General features: G+C 50.4%; 15 protein-coding genes and 1 pseudogene. 9 read left to right on the top strand and 7 right to left on the bottom strand.

Going from position 1 to position 18,893, the window contains the following annotated elements; all coding sequences use genetic code 11:
- Nucleotides 1-191 precede the first annotated feature (191 nt).
- Nucleotides 192-1,358 carry an ADP-forming succinate--CoA ligase subunit beta gene (gene sucC, locus D9736_RS15755; RefSeq protein ID WP_001048602.1) on the top strand — a complete coding sequence of 389 codons (1,167 nt, stop codon included), beginning with the start codon at nucleotides 192-194 and terminating at the stop codon, nucleotides 1,356-1,358.
- Entirely contained in the window at nucleotides 1,358-2,227 is an 870-nt protein-coding gene (gene sucD, locus D9736_RS15750) for a succinate--CoA ligase subunit alpha (protein ID WP_130258678.1), read from the top strand. Before sucC ends, sucD begins: the two co-directional genes overlap by 1 nt.
- A gap of 97 nt (nucleotides 2,228-2,324) precedes the next feature.
- Here the strand turns inward: sucD and D9736_RS15745 are convergent.
- Nucleotides 2,325-2,438, bottom strand: a pseudogene (locus D9736_RS15745) (RtcB family protein); the annotation flags it as partial.
- Between the two features lie 594 nt (nucleotides 2,439-3,032).
- Here D9736_RS15745 and hutU point away from each other — a divergent pair.
- The 7 genes from hutU (at nucleotide 3,033) to D9736_RS15710 (ending at nucleotide 11,950) form a co-directional block, all read left to right on the top strand.
- Nucleotides 3,033-4,730, top strand: a complete 1,698-nt coding sequence (gene hutU, locus D9736_RS15740) for a urocanate hydratase (protein ID WP_130214975.1) — start codon at nucleotides 3,033-3,035, stop codon at nucleotides 4,728-4,730.
- Nucleotides 4,731-4,893: 163 nt separating this feature from the next.
- The gene (locus D9736_RS15735) at nucleotides 4,894-6,303 is read left to right on the top strand and encodes a cytosine permease (RefSeq protein WP_130209878.1); all 1,410 of its coding nucleotides are present in this window, start codon (nucleotides 4,894-4,896) and stop codon (nucleotides 6,301-6,303) included.
- A gap of 1 nt (nucleotide 6,304) precedes the next feature.
- A complete protein-coding gene (locus D9736_RS15730) occupies nucleotides 6,305-6,727 on the top strand; it encodes a HutD family protein (RefSeq protein WP_240779347.1) in 423 nt (140 codons plus the stop codon).
- 164 nt (nucleotides 6,728-6,891) lie between these two features.
- Nucleotides 6,892-8,103, top strand: a complete 1,212-nt coding sequence (gene hutI, locus D9736_RS15725; protein WP_130258677.1) for an imidazolonepropionase — start codon at nucleotides 6,892-6,894, stop codon at nucleotides 8,101-8,103.
- Complete coding sequence (gene hutG, locus D9736_RS15720) at nucleotides 8,103-9,053, top strand: formimidoylglutamase (protein WP_130258676.1); 951 nt, start codon at nucleotides 8,103-8,105, stop codon at nucleotides 9,051-9,053. The genes hutI and hutG overlap by 1 nt, the downstream gene beginning before the upstream one ends.
- Nucleotides 9,054-9,103: 50 nt before the next feature.
- Entirely contained in the window at nucleotides 9,104-10,774 is a 1,671-nt protein-coding gene (locus D9736_RS15715) for an aromatic amino acid ammonia-lyase (RefSeq protein ID WP_130258675.1), read from the top strand.
- A gap of 270 nt (nucleotides 10,775-11,044) precedes the next feature.
- Nucleotides 11,045-11,950, top strand: coding sequence for a LysR family transcriptional regulator (locus tag D9736_RS15710; RefSeq protein WP_130209888.1), 906 nt, complete (start codon nucleotides 11,045-11,047; stop codon nucleotides 11,948-11,950).
- Between the two features lie 33 nt (nucleotides 11,951-11,983).
- Here the strand turns inward: D9736_RS15710 and cobO are convergent, their stop codons facing one another.
- The 6 genes from cobO to D9736_RS15680 form a co-directional block, all read right to left on the bottom strand.
- Nucleotides 11,984-12,586, bottom strand: coding sequence for a cob(I)yrinic acid a,c-diamide adenosyltransferase (gene cobO, locus D9736_RS15705; protein ID WP_130222235.1), 603 nt, complete (start codon nucleotides 12,584-12,586; stop codon nucleotides 11,984-11,986).
- 9 nt (nucleotides 12,587-12,595) lie between these two features.
- Entirely contained in the window at nucleotides 12,596-14,248 is a 1,653-nt protein-coding gene (locus D9736_RS15700; RefSeq protein WP_130258674.1) for a class I fumarate hydratase, read from the bottom strand.
- Nucleotides 14,249-14,517: 269 nt separating this feature from the next.
- Complete coding sequence (locus tag D9736_RS15695; RefSeq protein WP_130214960.1) at nucleotides 14,518-14,835, bottom strand: DUF4387 domain-containing protein; 318 nt, start codon at nucleotides 14,833-14,835, stop codon at nucleotides 14,518-14,520.
- Nucleotides 14,832-16,202, bottom strand: a complete 1,371-nt coding sequence (locus D9736_RS15690; protein WP_130222233.1) for an acyclic terpene utilization AtuA family protein — start codon at nucleotides 16,200-16,202, stop codon at nucleotides 14,832-14,834. Before D9736_RS15690 ends, D9736_RS15695 begins: the two co-directional genes overlap by 4 nt.
- Before the next feature lie 3 nt (nucleotides 16,203-16,205).
- On the bottom strand, nucleotides 16,206-17,447 hold the full coding sequence (locus D9736_RS15685; RefSeq protein ID WP_130258673.1) for a methylaspartate ammonia-lyase: 1,242 nt from the start codon (nucleotides 17,445-17,447) through the stop codon (nucleotides 16,206-16,208).
- Nucleotides 17,447-18,892 carry a methylaspartate mutase subunit E gene (locus D9736_RS15680; RefSeq protein ID WP_130209900.1) on the bottom strand — a complete coding sequence of 482 codons (1,446 nt, stop codon included), beginning with the start codon at nucleotides 18,890-18,892 and terminating at the stop codon, nucleotides 17,447-17,449. Before D9736_RS15680 ends, D9736_RS15685 begins: the two co-directional genes overlap by 1 nt.
- Between the last annotated feature and the right edge of the window lies 1 nt (nucleotide 18,893).

The raw sequence follows: 18,893 nt of genomic DNA, 5'->3' as shown, positions 1-18,893 counted from the left end.
GTCTTATCAGGCCTACGGGGATCACCGATGTAGGTCGGATAAGGCGCTCGCGCCGCATCCGACAAGCGATGCCTGATGCGACGCTTACGCGTCTTATCAGGCCTACGGGTGACCGACAATACCCGGAAGCGATACGAAATATTCGGTCTACGGTTTAAAAGATAACGATTACTGAAGGATGGACAGAACACATGAACTTACATGAATATCAGGCAAAACAACTGTTTGCCCGCTATGGCTTACCAGCACCGGTGGGTTATGCCTGTACTACTCCGCGCGAAGCAGAAGAAGCCGCTTCAAAAATCGGTGCCGGTCCGTGGGTAGTGAAATGTCAGGTTCACGCTGGTGGCCGCGGTAAAGCGGGCGGTGTGAAAGTTGTAAACAGCAAAGAAGACATCCGTGCTTTTGCAGAAAACTGGCTGGGCAAGCGTCTGGTAACGTATCAAACAGATGCTAATGGCCAACCGGTTAACCAGATTCTGGTTGAAGCGGCGACCGATATCGCTAAAGAGCTGTATCTCGGTGCCGTTGTAGACCGTAGTTCACGTCGCGTGGTCTTTATGGCCTCCACCGAAGGCGGCGTGGAAATCGAAAAAGTGGCGGAAGAAACTCCGCACCTGATCCACAAAGTTGCGCTTGATCCGCTGACTGGCCCGATGCCGTATCAGGGACGCGAGCTGGCGTTCAAACTGGGTCTGGAAGGTAAACTGGTTCAGCAGTTCACCAAAATCTTCATGGGCCTGGCGACCATTTTCCTGGAGCGCGACCTGGCGCTGATCGAAATCAACCCGCTGGTTATTACCAAACAGGGCGATCTGATTTGCCTCGACGGCAAACTGGGCGCTGATGGCAACGCCCTGTTCCGCCAGCCTGATCTGCGCGAAATGCGTGACCAGTCGCAGGAAGATCCGCGTGAAGCACAGGCTGCACAGTGGGAACTGAACTACGTTGCGCTGGACGGTAACATCGGTTGTATGGTTAACGGCGCAGGTCTGGCGATGGGTACGATGGACATCGTTAAACTGCACGGCGGCGAACCGGCTAACTTCCTGGACGTGGGCGGCGGCGCAACCAAAGAACGTGTAACCGAAGCGTTCAAAATCATCCTCTCTGACGACAAAGTGAAAGCCGTTCTGGTTAACATCTTCGGCGGTATCGTTCGTTGCGACCTGATCGCTGACGGTATCATCGGCGCGGTAGCGGAAGTGGGTGTTAACGTACCGGTCGTGGTACGTCTGGAAGGTAACAACGCCGAACTCGGCGCGAAGAAACTGGCTGACAGCGGCCTGAATATTATTGCAGCAAAAGGTCTGACGGATGCAGCTCAGCAGGTTGTTGCCGCAGTGGAGGGGAAATAATGTCCATTTTAATTGATAAAAACACCAAGGTTATCTGCCAGGGCTTTACCGGTAGCCAGGGGACTTTCCACTCTGAACAGGCCATTGCATATGGCACTAAAATGGTTGGCGGCGTAACTCCAGGTAAAGGCGGTACTACCCATATCGGCCTGCCGGTGTTCAACACTGTGCGTGAAGCTGTTGCTGCTACTGGCGCTACCGCTTCTGTTATCTACGTACCAGCACCGTTCTGCAAAGACTCCATTCTGGAAGCTATCGATGCAGGCATCAAACTGATTATCACCATCACTGAAGGCATCCCGACGCTGGATATGCTGACTGTGAAAGTGAAACTGGACGAAGCAGGCGTTCGTATGATCGGCCCGAACTGTCCGGGCGTAATCACTCCGGGTGAATGCAAAATCGGTATCCAGCCGGGTCACATTCACAAACCGGGTAAAGTGGGTATCGTTTCCCGTTCCGGTACATTGACCTATGAAGCGGTTAAACAGACCACGGATTACGGTTTCGGCCAGTCGACCTGTGTCGGTATCGGCGGCGACCCGATCCCTGGTTCTAACTTTATCGACATCCTCGAAATGTTCGAAAAAGATCCGCAGACCGAAGCGATCGTGATGATCGGTGAGATCGGCGGTAGCGCTGAAGAAGAAGCGGCTGCGTACATCAAAGAGCACGTTACCAAGCCAGTTGTGGGTTACATCGCTGGTGTGACTGCGCCGAAAGGCAAACGTATGGGCCACGCGGGTGCCATCATTGCCGGTGGGAAAGGGACTGCGGATGAGAAATTCGCTGCTCTGGAAGCCGCAGGCGTGAAAACCGTTCGCAGTCTGGCGGATATCGGTGAAGCACTGAAAACTGTTCTGAAATAAATATCTGTAATAAGAAATAGCCCTCGCCGCTTCCCTCTACAGGAATGGCGAAGGGCTGTCGGTTTCGACATGGTTGGCCATCTTATGATGGCCTTTTTTATGCCTTAAACGTTAACCACGGTCGAAATCTGACCGCATGTTGAATTAATCCGGCTGCTTGTTGGGCTTCGATAACTGGACCAATATTTTTATAAGCAGCAGGCGCTTCCTCACGGAGCCATTTTGCGGAAAATGAAAATTAATATTCTCCAGATTCCATATTTTAAAATTTTATATGCATGCCTGTTTTTTCTGCTTTGAATTATCTGCCACGCTCTGTTTTTATTATTTTAAGGATAATAGAAACTGAAGGTATATTTATGATAATAAGACATATCCTTATGCTGTCTTATTAAGAACCGTTTTTTCAATGTCATTATCTATCAATGTATCATGCTCTCGGTTTGCGGCAGCCTTATCGGCTATTACGCTAATGATTAGCTATCGTGAATACGTTCCTGCGGATAATTAAATTACAGACATCTTGCAATCTCATCATATTCATATGTTCAAATGAGAAAATATTTTGCCAACAATATCACTTTTTCCAAAAGTTAAATTAAGCATATTGAAATCGCATACAAAGCGTTGGCAGTTTTTTTGAATTTACATTCAGGGTGAATATCCCATAACAAATGAAATTCACCAAGTGAATTGATAATGCGAAATTATAAACAGAGATTATATAAACCGTTTCTGTATTCCTTCGCTCATTTTTTCTGGGCGATGACAGCATTTAATTTTATCCAGTAACAGGAGAAGATTCATGAGTAAGCCTTCAGACCCTCGTATTGATACCAGTCGCGTCATCCATGCGCCACAAGGAACTCAACTGCATTGCAAAAACTGGCAGATCGAAGCTGCCTATCGGATGTTGCAGAACAACCTTGATCCCGACGTAGCCGAAAATCCACAGCATCTGGTGGTATACGGTGGCATTGGCCGCGCGGCGCGTAACTGGGAATGTTTCGACCAGATCCTCGAATCGCTCAAAAATCTCGAGCCTGATGAGTCGCTGTTGGTACAGTCCGGTAAACCCGTGGGCGTGTTTAAAACTCATACTGACGCGCCCCGCGTGCTGATTGCCAACTCTAACCTGGTGCCGCAATGGGCCAACTGGGATCACTTCAATGAACTGGATCGCAAAGGTCTGTTCATGTACGGCCAGATGACCGCTGGCTCGTGGATCTACATCGGTAGTCAGGGCATTGTGCAGGGAACGTTCGAAACTTTTGTCGAAGCAGGTCGCCAGCACTACAACAATTCGCTAAGTGGAAAATGGATCCTGACCGCGGGGCTCGGTGGTATGGGCGGTGCACAACCGCTGGCGGCGACTCTGGCGGGAGCTTGTTCATTAAATATCGAGTGCCAGCAAAGTAGCATCGACTTCCGTCTGCGTACCCGTTATGTCGATAAACAAGCGAAAGATCTTGATGATGCACTGGCGCTGATTAAATACCACACCGAACGCAAAGAAGCCGTTTCTATCGCGCTGCTGGGCAATGCGGCGGAAATTGTTCCTGAGCTGGTGAAACGTGCGCATCAGGGAGCGATCAAACCGGATCTGGTGACCGACCAGACCTCCGCTCACGATCTGGTCTATGGTTACCTGCCAATGGGCTGGAGCGTAGAACAATGGCGTGCTGCACAGCAGGATCCACAACAGCACGCCAGACTGCAAAAAGAAGCGGCACAGAGTTGCGTGGCGCATGTTCAGGGGATGCTGGACTTCCAGGCGATGGGGATCCCGGTTGTCGATTATGGTAACAACATCCGCCAGGTGGCTTTCAACGAAGGTCTGCAAAATGCCTTCGATTTCCCGGGCTTCGTTCCTGCTTACATTCGTCCCATGTTTTGTGAAGGCAAAGGCCCGTTCCGTTGGGTAGCGTTGTCTGGCGACCCGGAAGATATCTATAAAACCGATGCCAAAATTAAAGAACTATTCCCCAATAACGTACTGACCCATCGCTGGCTGGATATGGCGCGTGAACGTATCGCCTTCCAGGGGCTTCCTTCACGTATTTGCTGGCTGGGGCTTGGTGAGCGTCACCTGGCGGGGCTGGCATTCAACGAAATGGTGCGCAACGGTGAACTAAAAGCACCGATTGTGATTGGGCGCGATCATCTTGATACCGGTTCTGTCGCCAGCCCGAACCGCGAAACTGAAAGCATGCTCGATGGCAGTGACGCGGTTTCTGACTGGCCGTTGCTCAATGGTCTGCTCAATACCGCAGGTGGCGCAACGTGGGTGTCTCTGCATCATGGCGGCGGTGTCGGGATGGGGTATTCACAACACGCCGGGATGGTTATTGTTGCCGATGGTAGCGAAGAAGCCGAAAAACGTCTGGCGCGCGTGCTGGTGAATGACTGTGCTTCCGGGGTTATGCGTCATGCGGATGCGGGTTATGAAGCGGCAATTGAATGTGCCAAAAATTATGGTCTGAAATTGCCGATGATTCGCTAAATATTAACGCTGTTATTTAATATTTGCGCTAATACAGGCGGGAAGTTATCCGCCTGTATAACAATAATTATCAAAAATATTCATTACATCGTCGAGAGAAATATCTCTCGACCCTCTATTGCTGTTTCAAAAAATGACCTCTCATTTTGCAGGAGACTTTTTCATGGAATCAAGCAGCCCTATCCGCAGTAAAAAACCAGTATTAGAATCAAATACGATTAACGCCGTTCCTGAGTCCGCTCGCCACGGCGCGCCCTCCAGCCAGTTTACTTTATGGCTAAGTGCTAACTTACAAATTACCGCCGTGGTGGACGGCGCGTTAGCGATTATTTTTGGCTCTGAAGCCATGTCAGCAATTATTGGTTTATTAATCGGTAATATTATCGGCGGCGCGGTTATGGCATTGCACTCGTCACAGGGGGCAAAGCTGGGATTACCACAGATGATCTCCAGTCGTATCCGCTTTGGCGTCAAAGGAGCGGCGCTACCGTTACTGATGGTGATTATTATGTATCTCGGATTTGCCGCGACGGGTACGGTATTATCCGGTCAGGCGATTAACCGGATATTTGGTTTTGAGTCAGCATCGACCGGAATTATTATTTTCGGCATGCTTACCGCGATGATCGCATTGGTCGGTTATAAACTTATTCACGTCGTTGGCCGTGTTGCAGGGATATTAAGTATTCTGGGGTTTATTTACCTGGCCACTCAACTTAGTGGTCACTACGATGTGGCTGCGGCATTTGGTCAAAAGCCATTTAGCTTATCGGTGTTCTTATTAACGATTGCACTCTCAGCCGGATGGCAATTAACGTTTGCACCATACGCCTCTGATTATTCCCGCTATTTACCCTCTGATACACCAGCAAAATCAATCTTCTTTGCCACCTTTCTGGGAACTACGCTTGGCGCGCAATGTGCCATGACTTTTGGCGTTCTTGTTGCTGCTTGCGGTGCTAACTTCCTGAAAGATCAGGTTGGTTTTATGGGCGATTTAGCCGGACCAACGTTTGCCATTCTGATTTATACGGTGATTGTTTGCGGCAAACTGACGGTTAACTGTTTGAATGCCTACGGCGGCTTTATGTCGATTCTGGCGACCGTCAGCGCCTTTAACAATCGCAGCCAGGTTTCACAGCGTGTTCGTGCTGCCTACGTTGTAGGTTTCGTGCTGTTGTCGATGGTCGTCGCGCTGGCGGCAAGCGCAGACTTTTTGAATAATTTCAAAAACTTCGTTCTGCTGCTGTTGACGGTATTTGTGCCATGGAGCGCTATCAATCTCATCGACTACTACTTCATCTCACAAGGTAAAACCGATATTCCGGCACTTTATACCCCGGAGGGACGCTATGGCGCGTATAACAAAACCGCGTTGGTTTGCTACGGAATTGGTGTGCTGGTGCAGATCCCCTTCCTGAATCAAAAACTGTATCAGGGACCCATTTCTGTACTGATGGGCGGGGCGGATATTTCCTGGATTATCGGCTTGTTAATTACTGCCGTTATTTATTACCCGTGGGCAAAACGTACTACCAGCGTTCCTGCCCAGACTATTTATCCCGAGTCGTAAAATGGAACCAATGCTGATATCTGCAATGGATAAGCCCTTGCAACCGTGGCGCAACGGCGGGGGTTTTACGCGACAACTGCATGCCTGGCCTGATGATGAAAACTGGCTGTTACGCATCAGTATGGCCAATGTCAGCCAGGACGGCCCTTTTTCGGCGTGGCCTGGCGTGGTACGTGGCCTCGCCATTCTCGATGGGGAAGGGGTGAGGCTGACGTTTGCCGATTCGATAATCAACCTGCAACGTCACGATCCCGCCTTAATTTTTCCCGGAGAAGCCATGCCAGATTGCCAGCTGCTGGGCGGTGCAGTTCGCGATCTCAATGTCATGGCGCGGGAAGGCGATACGGGGATGTTGCGGGTGCAAAGTGCCGTTGACTGGCTTCCTCCGTCACTTGCGCAAGCGGGCCTGTTCACGCTGTGTTAAGGGGAGTGGATAAGCGGCGAGAAAAGGGTGTTTGTCGCGGCAAATATGTTGTTATGGCTGGTTGCGCCTGATGGCAAGCCCTGGCGTTTCGTACCACGGAAAAAAGTCTCCGTCGGTGAGCTGGCGGGCTGGTGGCTTTATTATCTACGAAGGGAAAAATCCTTATGAATGCATTAACGCTCTGGCGAAATACCACGCTGGCGACGCTTTCCGCTAACGATTGGGGAGTGATTGAAAATGGTGCAGTAATCAGCCGTGGCGACACTATTGTCTGGCTTGGCAAGGCCACGCAGATCCCTCGCGAACTGACGGCTGACATTACAGAGGAACACGACCTGCAGGGTAAGTTGCTGACCCCCGGTATGGTGGATTGCCATACGCATCTGGTGTATGGCGGCCAGCGGGCGAATGAGTTTGAGATGCGGCTGCAAGGCGTGGCTTATGAAGATATCGCCAGAGCGGGCGGCGGGATCTTATCTACCGTCAATGCCACGCGGGCGGCCAGCGAAACACAACTGTTTGAACTGGCGGCGCAGCGACTACAAAACTGGTTGCGTGAAGGCGTCAGTACACTGGAAATAAAATCCGGTTATGGCTTGACGCTGGAAGATGAAGCGCGCTGTTTGCGCGTTATCCGCCGCTTGCAGGAATCTACAAGATTACGTATTCAGTCTACGTTTCTTGGGGCACACAGCTTGCCGCCAGAGTTTGCCGGGCGCAGTGACGATTACATTACGGCGCTTTGCGACTGGATGGGCGTCTTACATGAACAGGGGCTGATTGATGCGGTTGACGCTTTTTGTGAAAACATTGCCTTTAGCCCAGACCAGGTACGGCGCGTTTTCAGTAAAGCGCAACACTATGGATTGCCTGTAAAACTGCATGCCGAACAGCTTTCTGACCAGCAAGGCGCTGCGCTGGCGGCGGCGTTTTCTGCACTCTCCTGCGATCATCTGGAATACCTTAGCGAGTCGGGGATCGCCGCCATGAAAATGGCTGGAACGGTGGCGGTACTGCTCCCCGGTGCTTATTACTTCCTGCGCGAAACCCATCTGCCGCCGATTGCCGCTTTGCGGGCAGCGGGCGTGCCGATTGCTATCTCCACGGACCATAACCCCGGAACGTCTCCCAATATGTCATTGCCATTGATGATCAATATGGCCTGTACGCTGTTTCGCATGACGCCGCTGGAAGCCGTTCAGGGCGTTACGCGTCATGCGGCAAAGGCACTTGGGCTTGTTGATCGGGGTGAACTTGCACCGGGATTACGGGCGGATATGGCGGTCTGGGATCTTAACCATCCACGTGAACTGGCTTACTGGTTTGGGCATCAGCCTTGCCAGGGGCTTATTGTCGGCGGAAAAAGGAGTTGGTAATGAAGCAAACATTATTGCCGTGGAGTGGGCGTGTTGACTCGCAGGAAATCGGCATCAGCACTCGCTGGCATCAGCATGTGCAACCGTTTAGTGAACAAAGCCACGGCGGTTGTACGCTGATTGGTTTTGCCGTTGATGACGGGGTGCAACGTAATGGTGGGCGAGCGGGTGCAGCAGGCGGACCGGGCGCGTTGCGCAGCATGTTGGGCAATATGCCAGTGCACTGTGAAGGCGCTATTTTCGATATGGGCGATGTACAAAGCGAGGACCACGCGCTGGAGTCCGCACAAAATCGTCTGGCGGCCAACGTATCTACAGCCATTACGCGCGGCAGTTTACCGGTGGTTCTGGGTGGCGGTCATGAAGTGGCGTGGGGAACATTTCAGGGGATTATGCAGTCGCGTCCTGATATTCAGCGGTTACTGATTGTGAACCTTGATGCGCATTTTGATTTACGGATGGCGGAAAAAGCCAATTCAGGTACGCCGTTTCGTCAGATGCAAGAGTGGAACGCGCAGCATGGCAAACCGTTTAATTATCGCGTGCTGGGAATAAGTCGTTTTGCCAATACTCAGGCGTTATTTGATCGCGCTGATTGTCTCGGTGTGCGTTATTGGCTGGACGAATCTCTGCAATTTGAACGTGGTTTGCATGAGGTCGCTAATGCGCTCTCGGCAGATATTCAGGCATGTGACGCCATTTATTTAACGATTTGTCTCGATGTTTTACCTGGTTATCAGGCGCCCGGTGTTTCTGCGCCATCACCGTTAGGCGTGCCGTTAAATATTACTGAAGCCATTGTGAATTTAATCGCCGGTAGCGAGAAGTTGATTGCTGCGGATATTGCCGAACTTAACCCGGACCTGGACCGCGATAATTTAACCGCGAAAGTTGCCGCTCGCCTGGTGACCAGTATTGTCCGGCGGGGGAAAACAGATAGAACAAATTAAAACGTTGTCGCAGTAACCCGTTGTTAAACTCATCATGATAAGGAAACACAATGAAAGGATTGATACGAAGAGTCACTGTCACCGTTGTGCTCTGGAGCGTTTGCTCCATCGCGATGGCGAAATCAACCATTACTCTGGATGGCGAACATCTTTCCATTGACCAGGCCTGGTCAATTGCGTTAGGTGATAACGACGTCAAAATCGCGCCGAAAGCTCTGGACAGAATGGAAAAAAGTTATGATCTGGTGATGACCGCCGCACATTCTGGAACACCCGTTTATGGTTTAACCGTAGGTGTGGGGCTAAATAAAGACCAGCCGATATTTGATGCCAAAGGAAATTTAACGCCTGAGGTGATTGACGCGTCGAAAAAATTTAATGCTGCCGCGCTGCGCGCCCATTCTGCGGGCGTTGGTCCGATGTTACCGGATTATCTGGCACGCCTTTCAATGGTATTACGTTTAAATACCATGCTGCATGGGCAAACCGGCGCGCAGCCTTATATTGCCGAGTTGTATGCCGAATTTATTAATCGCGGCGTTACACCGTTAATTCCGGCGCGGGGAAGCATCGGCGCAGCGGATATTATGCTCGCTTCGCACGTTGGTCTGGTGATGATGGGGGAATGGAAAGCCCGAGTAAATGGCGTGCAAATGAGCGGTGGTGACGCGCTGGCGAAAGTGGGACTTAAGCCACTGGTGCCGCAGGGTAAAGATATGCTGGCGATTTTGTCGAACAACAGCGTCGGGACAGCCTACGCTATCGAAGCAGTTCGTTCGGCACGTCAGTTGCTGAATGTCAGCCCGGTGGTTTTCGCTATGAGTCTGGAAGCGTTGAATGGTAACGTCGCACCGGTACTGCCGCAGTCAATTGCCGTGCGTCCTTTCCCGCAGTTGGCTGACTCTGCAAAAGAGATTCGCGATGCGTTAACCGGTTCATATTTATGGCATAAAGATGACAAACGTGCATTGCAAGATCCGTTATCGTTCAGAACTACGGTATATACCATTGCTGAATCAGTACGCGCTTTGCATGATGCTGAAGAGGTCATAACCGTACAAATCAACAGTTCCGATGACAACCCAGCAACGGTGCTGAATGCTGACAAGGCGTATCAGGACTCCAGTCAGGTCGCGCAATATTTTGTTAAAGATGGCGCAGTCAGCGGCGGGATCTTCCCGACGGCGAATTTCGAATCGTTACCTGTTGCGCTTGCCACTCAGCGTCTGACCGTGGCGTTGGTACATGTTTCGCATAACAGTATGCGTCGCTCGCTGCACCTGGAAGATGAGCACTTTACCGGTTTAACGCGCTTCCTGTCGGCACCCGGTAATAAAGGTCACGGCTTCGGTTCGCTGCATATTCCGTTTGTCGCGCTGCATGCGGAAAACGTCGATCTCGCCAATCCTGTTTCTTTCGATATTCAACCGGTTGCCGGAGGTATAGAAGATACCGGCGCCAATAATGACCACGCGGCCAGAAGATTGAAACAGGTTGTCGATAATCTGAACGTGATTTATGGCATTGAACTGATGCATTCCGCACAGGCTCTCGATTTACGGTTGCAGGCCGATCCGCAACTGGCATTAGGAAAATCCACCAAAGCAATGTTTACCGAATACAGAAAAGTCGTGCCTTTTGTCGACCAGGATCGGGTCTTTACCCCAGATATTGCAGCTTCGCAAAAATTCTTAGAAGGATATGCTATAAATCAAAAATAAAATTTTTGTTGATTGTTTATCATAATATCCATAGATATGATAATTGCTATCAATTTAATAATCTTCACTTAACCTGAATCATAATAATCCGAAGGGCGCTTTGCTTTTCGGATTATTATTATCTGATTGAGACAATTGTCACGCCGGGCTTGCTGGGTTATAAATATCGATCATGATTTTTATAAAATATCTATTGCTGCTTTGGTTGCCATTACTTAGCAATAAGTAATGGTTTTTTGATAGTTTAAACTATTTTTAAGGGACGGCATTATGAGAGGAAAAATACCCAAAACGGAACTGTTGGTAACTTTTGAGGTAGTCGCACGCCATGAAAGTTATACCAGAGCGGCAGAGGAGTTAGCATTAACCCAAAGCGCAGTATTCAGGCAAGTTAGCGCACTGGAAGATTTTTTACATATATCATTATTTGCGCATTCTAAAAAAAGAATATTTCTTAATGATGCCGGAAAGCATTATCTGGGAATTGTTAAAGAAACATTGAATAAGCTTGAACGTGACACGAATACTATCATGACCTGGCAGCCTACGGTTCAGGTTATTGAGCTTGCTGTCAATCCTACTTTCAGTACGCACTGGTTGATCCCCAATTTACGTGAGTTCAATAAATTGTATCCCGATATTATTGTCAATATTCACTCATTAGCTAATAACGGGGATTTTCTTAATCGGGAATACGATGCCGTCATTATGCGCGAAAATTTTTGTGCGCCCTGGTCGGAGGTAGAATATCTCTTTGAGGAAGAGATCCTGCCGGTATGCAGCGGCAGTTTACTTTCACTTCCTGACCAAAAACTGTCTGTTGCAGAGCTATTAAGTGAGCTACCACTGCTGCATCAAAGCACCCGTATTACTGGCTGGGAAGAGTGGTTTGCATTGTCTGGCGTTAGTAGTCCGTTGGTGAATAACGGGCCACGTTTTGATTTACTTTCAATGCTGATTGCCGCCGTGCGATCTAATCTCGGCGTGGCGCTCCTGCCTCGGTTTGCAATTCAACACGATTTAGATAGCGGTGACATGGTGATTCCGTGTGATGTGCCTATTCGTACCGGCAATCGCTTTATTATGACGTGGCGGGAAGAGAAGGCTGATTATCCGCACTTGCAACTCTTTCGTGAGTGGTTGCTGGCAAAATCGGTCGTACCGGAGGAGATGTAAAACCTGCGCCTGGCGAGATGCCAGGCGCAGTCATTACCAGTCGATACCAGGCTGTGCCTGAATACCGTTATCAAAAGCATGCTTGACGGGGCGGATTTCGCTTACCGTATCCGCCATTTTTACTATCTCACTATGGCAGCCGCGCCCGGTGACAATGACGTTTTGCTGCGTCGGGCGATTTTGTAGCGAAGCGATCACTTCTTCGGTATCCAGATAATGGTAAGCCAGCATGTAGGTCAGCTCATCGAGCACCACTAAATCGTAACGCTCATCAGCCAGCATCCGCTTGCATTCAGACCAGACCTCTTTCGCCGCGTCGATATCCGCTTGCCGATTCTGTGTCTCCCAGGTAAAACCTGTTCCCATAATATGAAATTCAACGCCCAGTGGATGGAGAAGGTTATATTCGCCGTTGTCCCACTGTCCCTTGATGAACTGTGCAACGCCAACCGTTTTGCCATGACCTACGGCGCGCGTCACGGTACCAAAAGCAGCGGTGGATTTTCCTTTTCCGTTACCAGTGAAAACAATCAATATTCCTTTTTTCTCCGTCGCCGCCGCGATGCGTGTGTCGACCTGTTCTTTCAGTTTCTGCTGGCGCTGAATATGCCGTTCAGTTGAAATCCGCGCTTCCATTCACTTTCCTTAATGCCCGGCGGGGCAACTGGCACAACGGTGTTGCTGCTCAAACTGACTAAAGAAATTATTGCCTTTATCATCCACCAGAATGAACGCGGGCAAGTTTTCAACTTCCATCATCCACACTGCTTCCATGCCCAACTCCGGATATTCCAGGCAATGCAGGCTTTTGACATATTCTTGCGCCAGTAACGCCGCCGCGCCGCCGATACTTCCCAGATTAAAGCCGCCATGTTTGTGACAGGCATCGGTAACCTGCTGGCTGCGGTTGCCTTTCGATAACATTACCAGACTGCCGCCAGCCGCCTGGAAGGCGTCGACATAACCGTCCATTCGACCGCCCGTGGTAGGTCCAAGAGAACCACAAGCCATATTTTCCGGTGTTTTCGCGGGGCCAGCGTAATAGACGATATGATTTTTCAGGTAATCCGGCATCGGTTCGCCGTTATCCAGTCGTTCTTTTATTTTGGCGTGGGCGATATCACGCGCCACTACGATGGGGCCGCTTAACGACACACGGGTGCCGATCGGTAATGTGGCGAGATCCTGCATTACCTCACGCAATGGACGATTTAGATCAATCTGTACGTTATGCGTGTGATTGTCTTCCCGCATTGATGCTGGAATATATTGCCCCGGATTATGTTCGAGTTTTTCCAGCCAGATGCCGTGCTTGTTAATTTTGGCTTTAATATTACGATCGGCGGAACAGGAGAGCGCCATAGCGATTGGGCAGGAGCCGCCGTGGCGCGGTAGACGAATAACACGAATATCATGGGCGAAATATTTGCCACCAAACTGAGCACCAATACCAAATTGTTGGCTGGCGTCGAGCAAGGTTTTTTCCAGCTCAACATCGCGGAAGGCTTGTCCCTGCTCGTTTCCGCTGGTGGGCAGATTATCGTAGTATTTTGTCGACGCTAGTTTGGCAACTTTTAGCGCCTGATCGGCAGAAAGTCCCCCGACGACAAAGGCGATGTGGTAGGGCGGACAGGCGGCAGTTCCCAGCGATTTCATTTTTTCGATTAAAAACGCAGTCAGTTTTTCTGGTTGCAGGAGAGATTTAGTTTCCTGGTAAAGCGCAGCTTTATTGGCAGAGCCACCCCCTTTATTAACACACAGAAAATGGTACTCGTCGCCGGGGACGGCGCTGATATCAATCTGAGCCGGAAGATTGGTTTGTGTATTGACTTCGGTATACATATCCAGTGGCGCATTTTGTGAAAAGCGCAGATTATTTTCCTGGAAAGTGGTGTAAATACCTTTGCTTAAGGCTTCGGCGTCATTGCCCCCGGTCCAGATGTGTTGCCCTTTACTGGCGACAATGGTGGCGGTGCCGGTGTCCTGGCAGTTGGGTAATATCCCTTTTGCCGAGACTTCGGCATTGCGCAGTAGCTGCAAGGCCACATATCTGTCATTACTGCTGGCCTGCGGATCGTTCAGAATGCTGGCGACTTGTTGCAGGTGAACGGGACGTAAGAAAAAAGAGGCTTCATAAAATGCCTCCCGGGCAAGCAACGTTAATGCTTCCGGAGCGACTTTTATCACTTCTTCGCCGTCTATTTTCGTTACTGTAATATATTTATCGCTGATTAATTTATATTCCGTTGCGTCTTTATATTGTAAAAACGGTTCTTGCCAGATAAATGGTTTGGACATGATGTGTTCTCACATTGTGGTTATTTTTACCGAATGATAAGGCAGTCTTTTTTCCAGCAGAGATTCGGTATTGACTTAAGTGTTTTTTGTTTAATTACGTGTGATTGTTGTATGGTTTTTAGGAGAACGTAGGCCACCAGTTATTTCTGTTGTGATAATGCTGGCAGCTTCGTAATCAATTTTATTGATATGTTTAGATAAATGTACCTGACATAAAGAAATCTGTGCAGGTACATTTATGGGATTGATAATCTAAACAGTATTAATTATTAAATGTCAAAATGAATGCTTAATAAAGGTGCGTGCTGCTGCGCACCATAAACATCATTATCGCCCACATTCCCGGAGATAATATCTCGTGGCATGACGATTTTTACTGCATTAGAAGGATCAAACCAGACAATACGATGAATAAAGTCAGGTTCAACATGATATAAGCGCGCAATCAGCTCTGGAGTTAATTGCCCTGATGATTTAACTCGCTCATAGTTTTCTTTCGTTTTAAATAAAATATCTAAAACCAGTTCGTAGGGTCCGGCATTTTTCGAACGAATGACTTGCGCCAGTGAGACAATTGACTGTTTCATGCCTGAACTCCTTCTGGCGTCACCTGTTCAATATGGAAATCAAAGCGCAGTGCGTCGTTGGCTTCAATCAGGTGATAGATAGAAAACTCGTATACGGGTCCGCTCTGGATATCAGAAGGGGAGAACGGGAACGCCAGGTTGCCCGCAGTAGCGATGCGATTTTCATAACCGTAGTGCAGCATAGTGGAGCGCACCAGTGAACAAACACTGTTGGCGATTTCTTGCGTCGGCGCGACCACATCCAGGACGATCCCCAGTTCATGTCCGGCAGTTTCCATGGGCTCGTGGTCGCCCATGACACCATTTTTACCGTACAGGTGGAATGTCATTCGAATGCTGTCATCGGTCAGCGACAGGTTGCGCGTTACGCTGGCTTTGACATCTTCAATGATTTTGTCGATCCCGGCGATCATAATTGGGTCGCGAGTGCCTGCGATGGTCAGGCAGCGGAAGCCCACCTGCCGCGCACCTTCCAGTTTCAGGGCATATGGCGTTTCTTCATGCTTAGAACCGCTGACATAAACTTCACCGTCGTTCACGGCTTTGAAGGTGCAGCCTTTCAGATTCAGAACACCACCTGGTCCCGGCAGGAAGTACGGGTCTGATTTCTCATACAGCGTATGCGCGGCTGCGGATGTTTCGGTGAATTTACGCTGCGGATTGAACGTCTTCAGCGTGAAGCCATTATCGTCGATGATGCCCATCGCACAGTCAGAGCCGGAGCCTGGCGTCGCGGCAATTGCTGCACATTCGAGAATTTTCCCACAGTGCAGCGCCAGCCCTTCGTCAAAGCCTTGCATGATGGGGAGCGCGGCAAAGCAGGCCGGATCATAAGCCCGGCCGCCCAGCACCACCTGTGCGCCTTCTTTCAGCGCCCGCTGGAAGGGCTCGATGCCCATTTGCGCGACGATGTAGGTACTTTCGTCAATCGCGTCGTGCGTTAACGGCGGGACAAAATCCAGCGCCGTTATTTTGCCGTTATCCAGTGCCTGGTGGACGATGGCTTTGTCAACGTCCGCCGGGATCAGCGCCATCGAAAACGAAAGTTTTTCCTCTTGCGCAATCTCGTGAATAATTTGACGACACCACTCCAAATGCGGGGCTGCGCCAGAACCACCGGCCGTCCCGATCACCACTGGAATATTATTTTGCACGCCAGCGGTGATCATATAGCGCAGGTCGCGTTTAACTCCCGCGCGGTCGGTAAAGGGCTTACCCGCCCCCAGATAGTGCGGGCCAGGATCGGAAGATCCGGCATCAACGGCGATCAGATCGGGAGATTCCGCCATCGCTTTGCGGAAGCTCTCTTCAGGGAAGCCGTAACCGAGGATCGCAGTAGGTGATAAGACTTTAAAAGAACGAGCCATCTGTTAATCCTTAGCCAGCATCAGCGCGATAGTACGATTCATTTCGTTGAACACGATGTCGAGGCCTTCGTCAAACCCCATCCCCGGTTTTACCAGCATCCGCATGGGACGCGCGGCAAGAGCTACGTGGACACAAGTTCGGGCGCTGACATCGGTTTCGTTACAGGTGCCACCCTGATAAGCTTCCATTCCGTGGCTGTTGCAGTACAGAACAGCATCGACGATGTTGTGAATACTGCCCAGATCAGGCGTTTTGATTTGCACCATGTGGCAACTGGCTGCATCAGTGAAATCAACGATATCCTGGTAGGTGTTACACCATTCGTCGGCGACAATTTTCACGCCGGAACCGAGGCGCGTCAGCTCTTTGGTGATGGCAGTCAACAGGCGAATTTGGTCAGGTTTGTTACCGGCATCGACCGGGCCTTCAATGTACAGCGGCAGACCTTGTGTTTCTTCTTCCAGGCTGGCGATGTATTGCGCGCAGCGAACGGGATCCATGCCGAAGATCAGACCGATGGTGCCGTATACATCGATGTGTAGGGTAGGGTGGTAGCGAGCGCTGGTACGTTTGCTCAGAATGCGATCTGACAGCCAGCGGATATATTCGCGCAGTTTTTCGCCCTTAAAGCCCAGCTTCTCTTCGACGTTATTAATCAGCGCATGGGGCAGTACGTCGATCCCTTTAAGGATCATCTTATCGACGGCGATATACCGATCGTCGCCGCTCTGGCCAAATAAAGGAATGGATTTTGCCACGCGCGGTAACTGCCATTCATCGCAAACTACTTCAGTTTTCAGACGGCCCGTTGCCAGCGCGGTAGCGTCAAGCAACGCCTGCGATAATCCATAGCGCACGGCGGTATGCAGCAAGTTGCCGTCAATACGCAGCTTGTCGAAAAAACGGGCATTCGGCACAAACGCATCCACATCGCGGCCTTCCAGTAACGGTTTGATATGGTCATTAAGGAACGGAATAAAATGCTCGGCGAGGAACAGCGGATCGCGACCGCCTGCCCCGGAGTACTGTACCGCAGCACAGTCACCAACCGCGACCGCGCCATTTTCCAGAATCAACTGAACTGAAACGCACTCCCCAGCCTGACGTACTGCGCTAAAACCAGACGTAACCGGCTCCCCGGTATAAAAAAATCCGTCGTGGCCCGCTCCGTTTTTTATCGCCTGCTGGTCATCGAAATAGAATGAGGAGTAGCCAGCGGTGAACAGGGCCTGTTTTATTTTCATTATGGTCTTCCTATTAATTTACTGTGGGATACAGCATTGATGTCATCAACAACCATCTGGAATGTCGGTTGGCGTCCTTCAAAGCGTGCGCGTTCGGCAACGTAATCGTGGTGAAGGTCGAGAATGTCTTTTGGCAACGGAACGGCGCCGGCTTCCAGCACGCGTATCGCGCCGGTGTTGTCGCGAACCGGAAGAATTTTGCCCGCGTTGCAGGCGGCTGGCGCAAACGGCACATCCAGTACACCCGCTTCAAATGCCAGCACCGTACCGCGCGCGATATCCCCATTCCCCAGTTCGAACACTTTATTCAGCACGGCGCGAACTTCACTCTTAATCAGCTCAACTTCCAGTTCCACCGCAGGACACGGTGGGAATTTCTGATCGCTAACCATATTGAGCATTTGGCGGGAGGCTTTCAGTCCCTGCACGTTGGCGGCAGCGGTAGGGATGCCCCAGGCTTCATGCGGACTCTTGGTGATTACTTTGGTCGCGCCCGACATTCCAGCAACCGCCGCGCCCCAGGAGATAATCGCGAACGCTTTTGACTCGTCTTCCGGAAAACCGCCCATCCACTGGTGGAACACCGTACTTAATTCGTACTCTGCATAGCCATGATTCTGGAAGTATTCGTGAGCGAGTTCCCGCAGAGACTGGATCGCCGCAATATCTTGCGTCAGGCTTCCGACCTGACCATAACCGACGGTGATAGATTTCACGCCCTGTTCCAGTGCCAGCAAGCCTTCGATTATCGCAATAGAGTGCGAGATAAACGGTGGAATCAAGGTACCTGTAAGCGGGCCAAACGGTTCGCGGTTGATGCGAATTCCGTGCTCTTCATACAGCCCCATTAAACGGTCGCAGTACTGCCAGTCGCGGATCGATTTTTCCAGCGTTACGCGTTTGGCGTACGGAATATTGTAGGAAATGCCGCCGCCTTCATAGCTGGTGAAGCCGCTGGCCATTGAGATTTCAGCCAGCAGCCGCGCATCTGGTGTGCCATGGCGGATCTGTAGCGGTTTTTGCAAGGTTTCGGTCAGACGACGGCATGCGGCGACGCCGTGGTTAACCACCGGTAAACCGTTCAGTTTAGAGGTTCCGGCTTCGATGGATTTTTTAATCCCTACCGCGGCTTCTTCGTAACGATTCAGACGGGTATAGGCATCGATGGTGCTCGGCAGCAAATCGCACTCATCTTGCAGTGTTTTCAGTAGTTCGATGTGCTCGTCCATCAACGCCACGCCTGCGCGCGGTTGGCTAAGCGTTTTACCTTCCAGGTCTGCTTTCAGTAGGGCAAGGGAGAAGCGTTTGTGATCAGGAATAGTTTGTTGATATTTAACGCCATCTTCGAAGTTTTCAACATCCTTGCCAGTTTCCCAGGTTTTCAGTACCTGTTGCCGCTCGGTCATGAATTCGTCATGGGTTAATTTCTTATTTCGAAGTTCCATT

This window comes from Escherichia sp. E10V10, assembly GCF_004211985.1.
Taxonomy (GTDB): Bacteria; Pseudomonadota; Gammaproteobacteria; order Enterobacterales; family Enterobacteriaceae; genus Escherichia.
The sequence above is the reverse complement of the archived record's forward strand: the minus strand, read 5'-3'. Positions and strand labels throughout refer to the sequence as shown.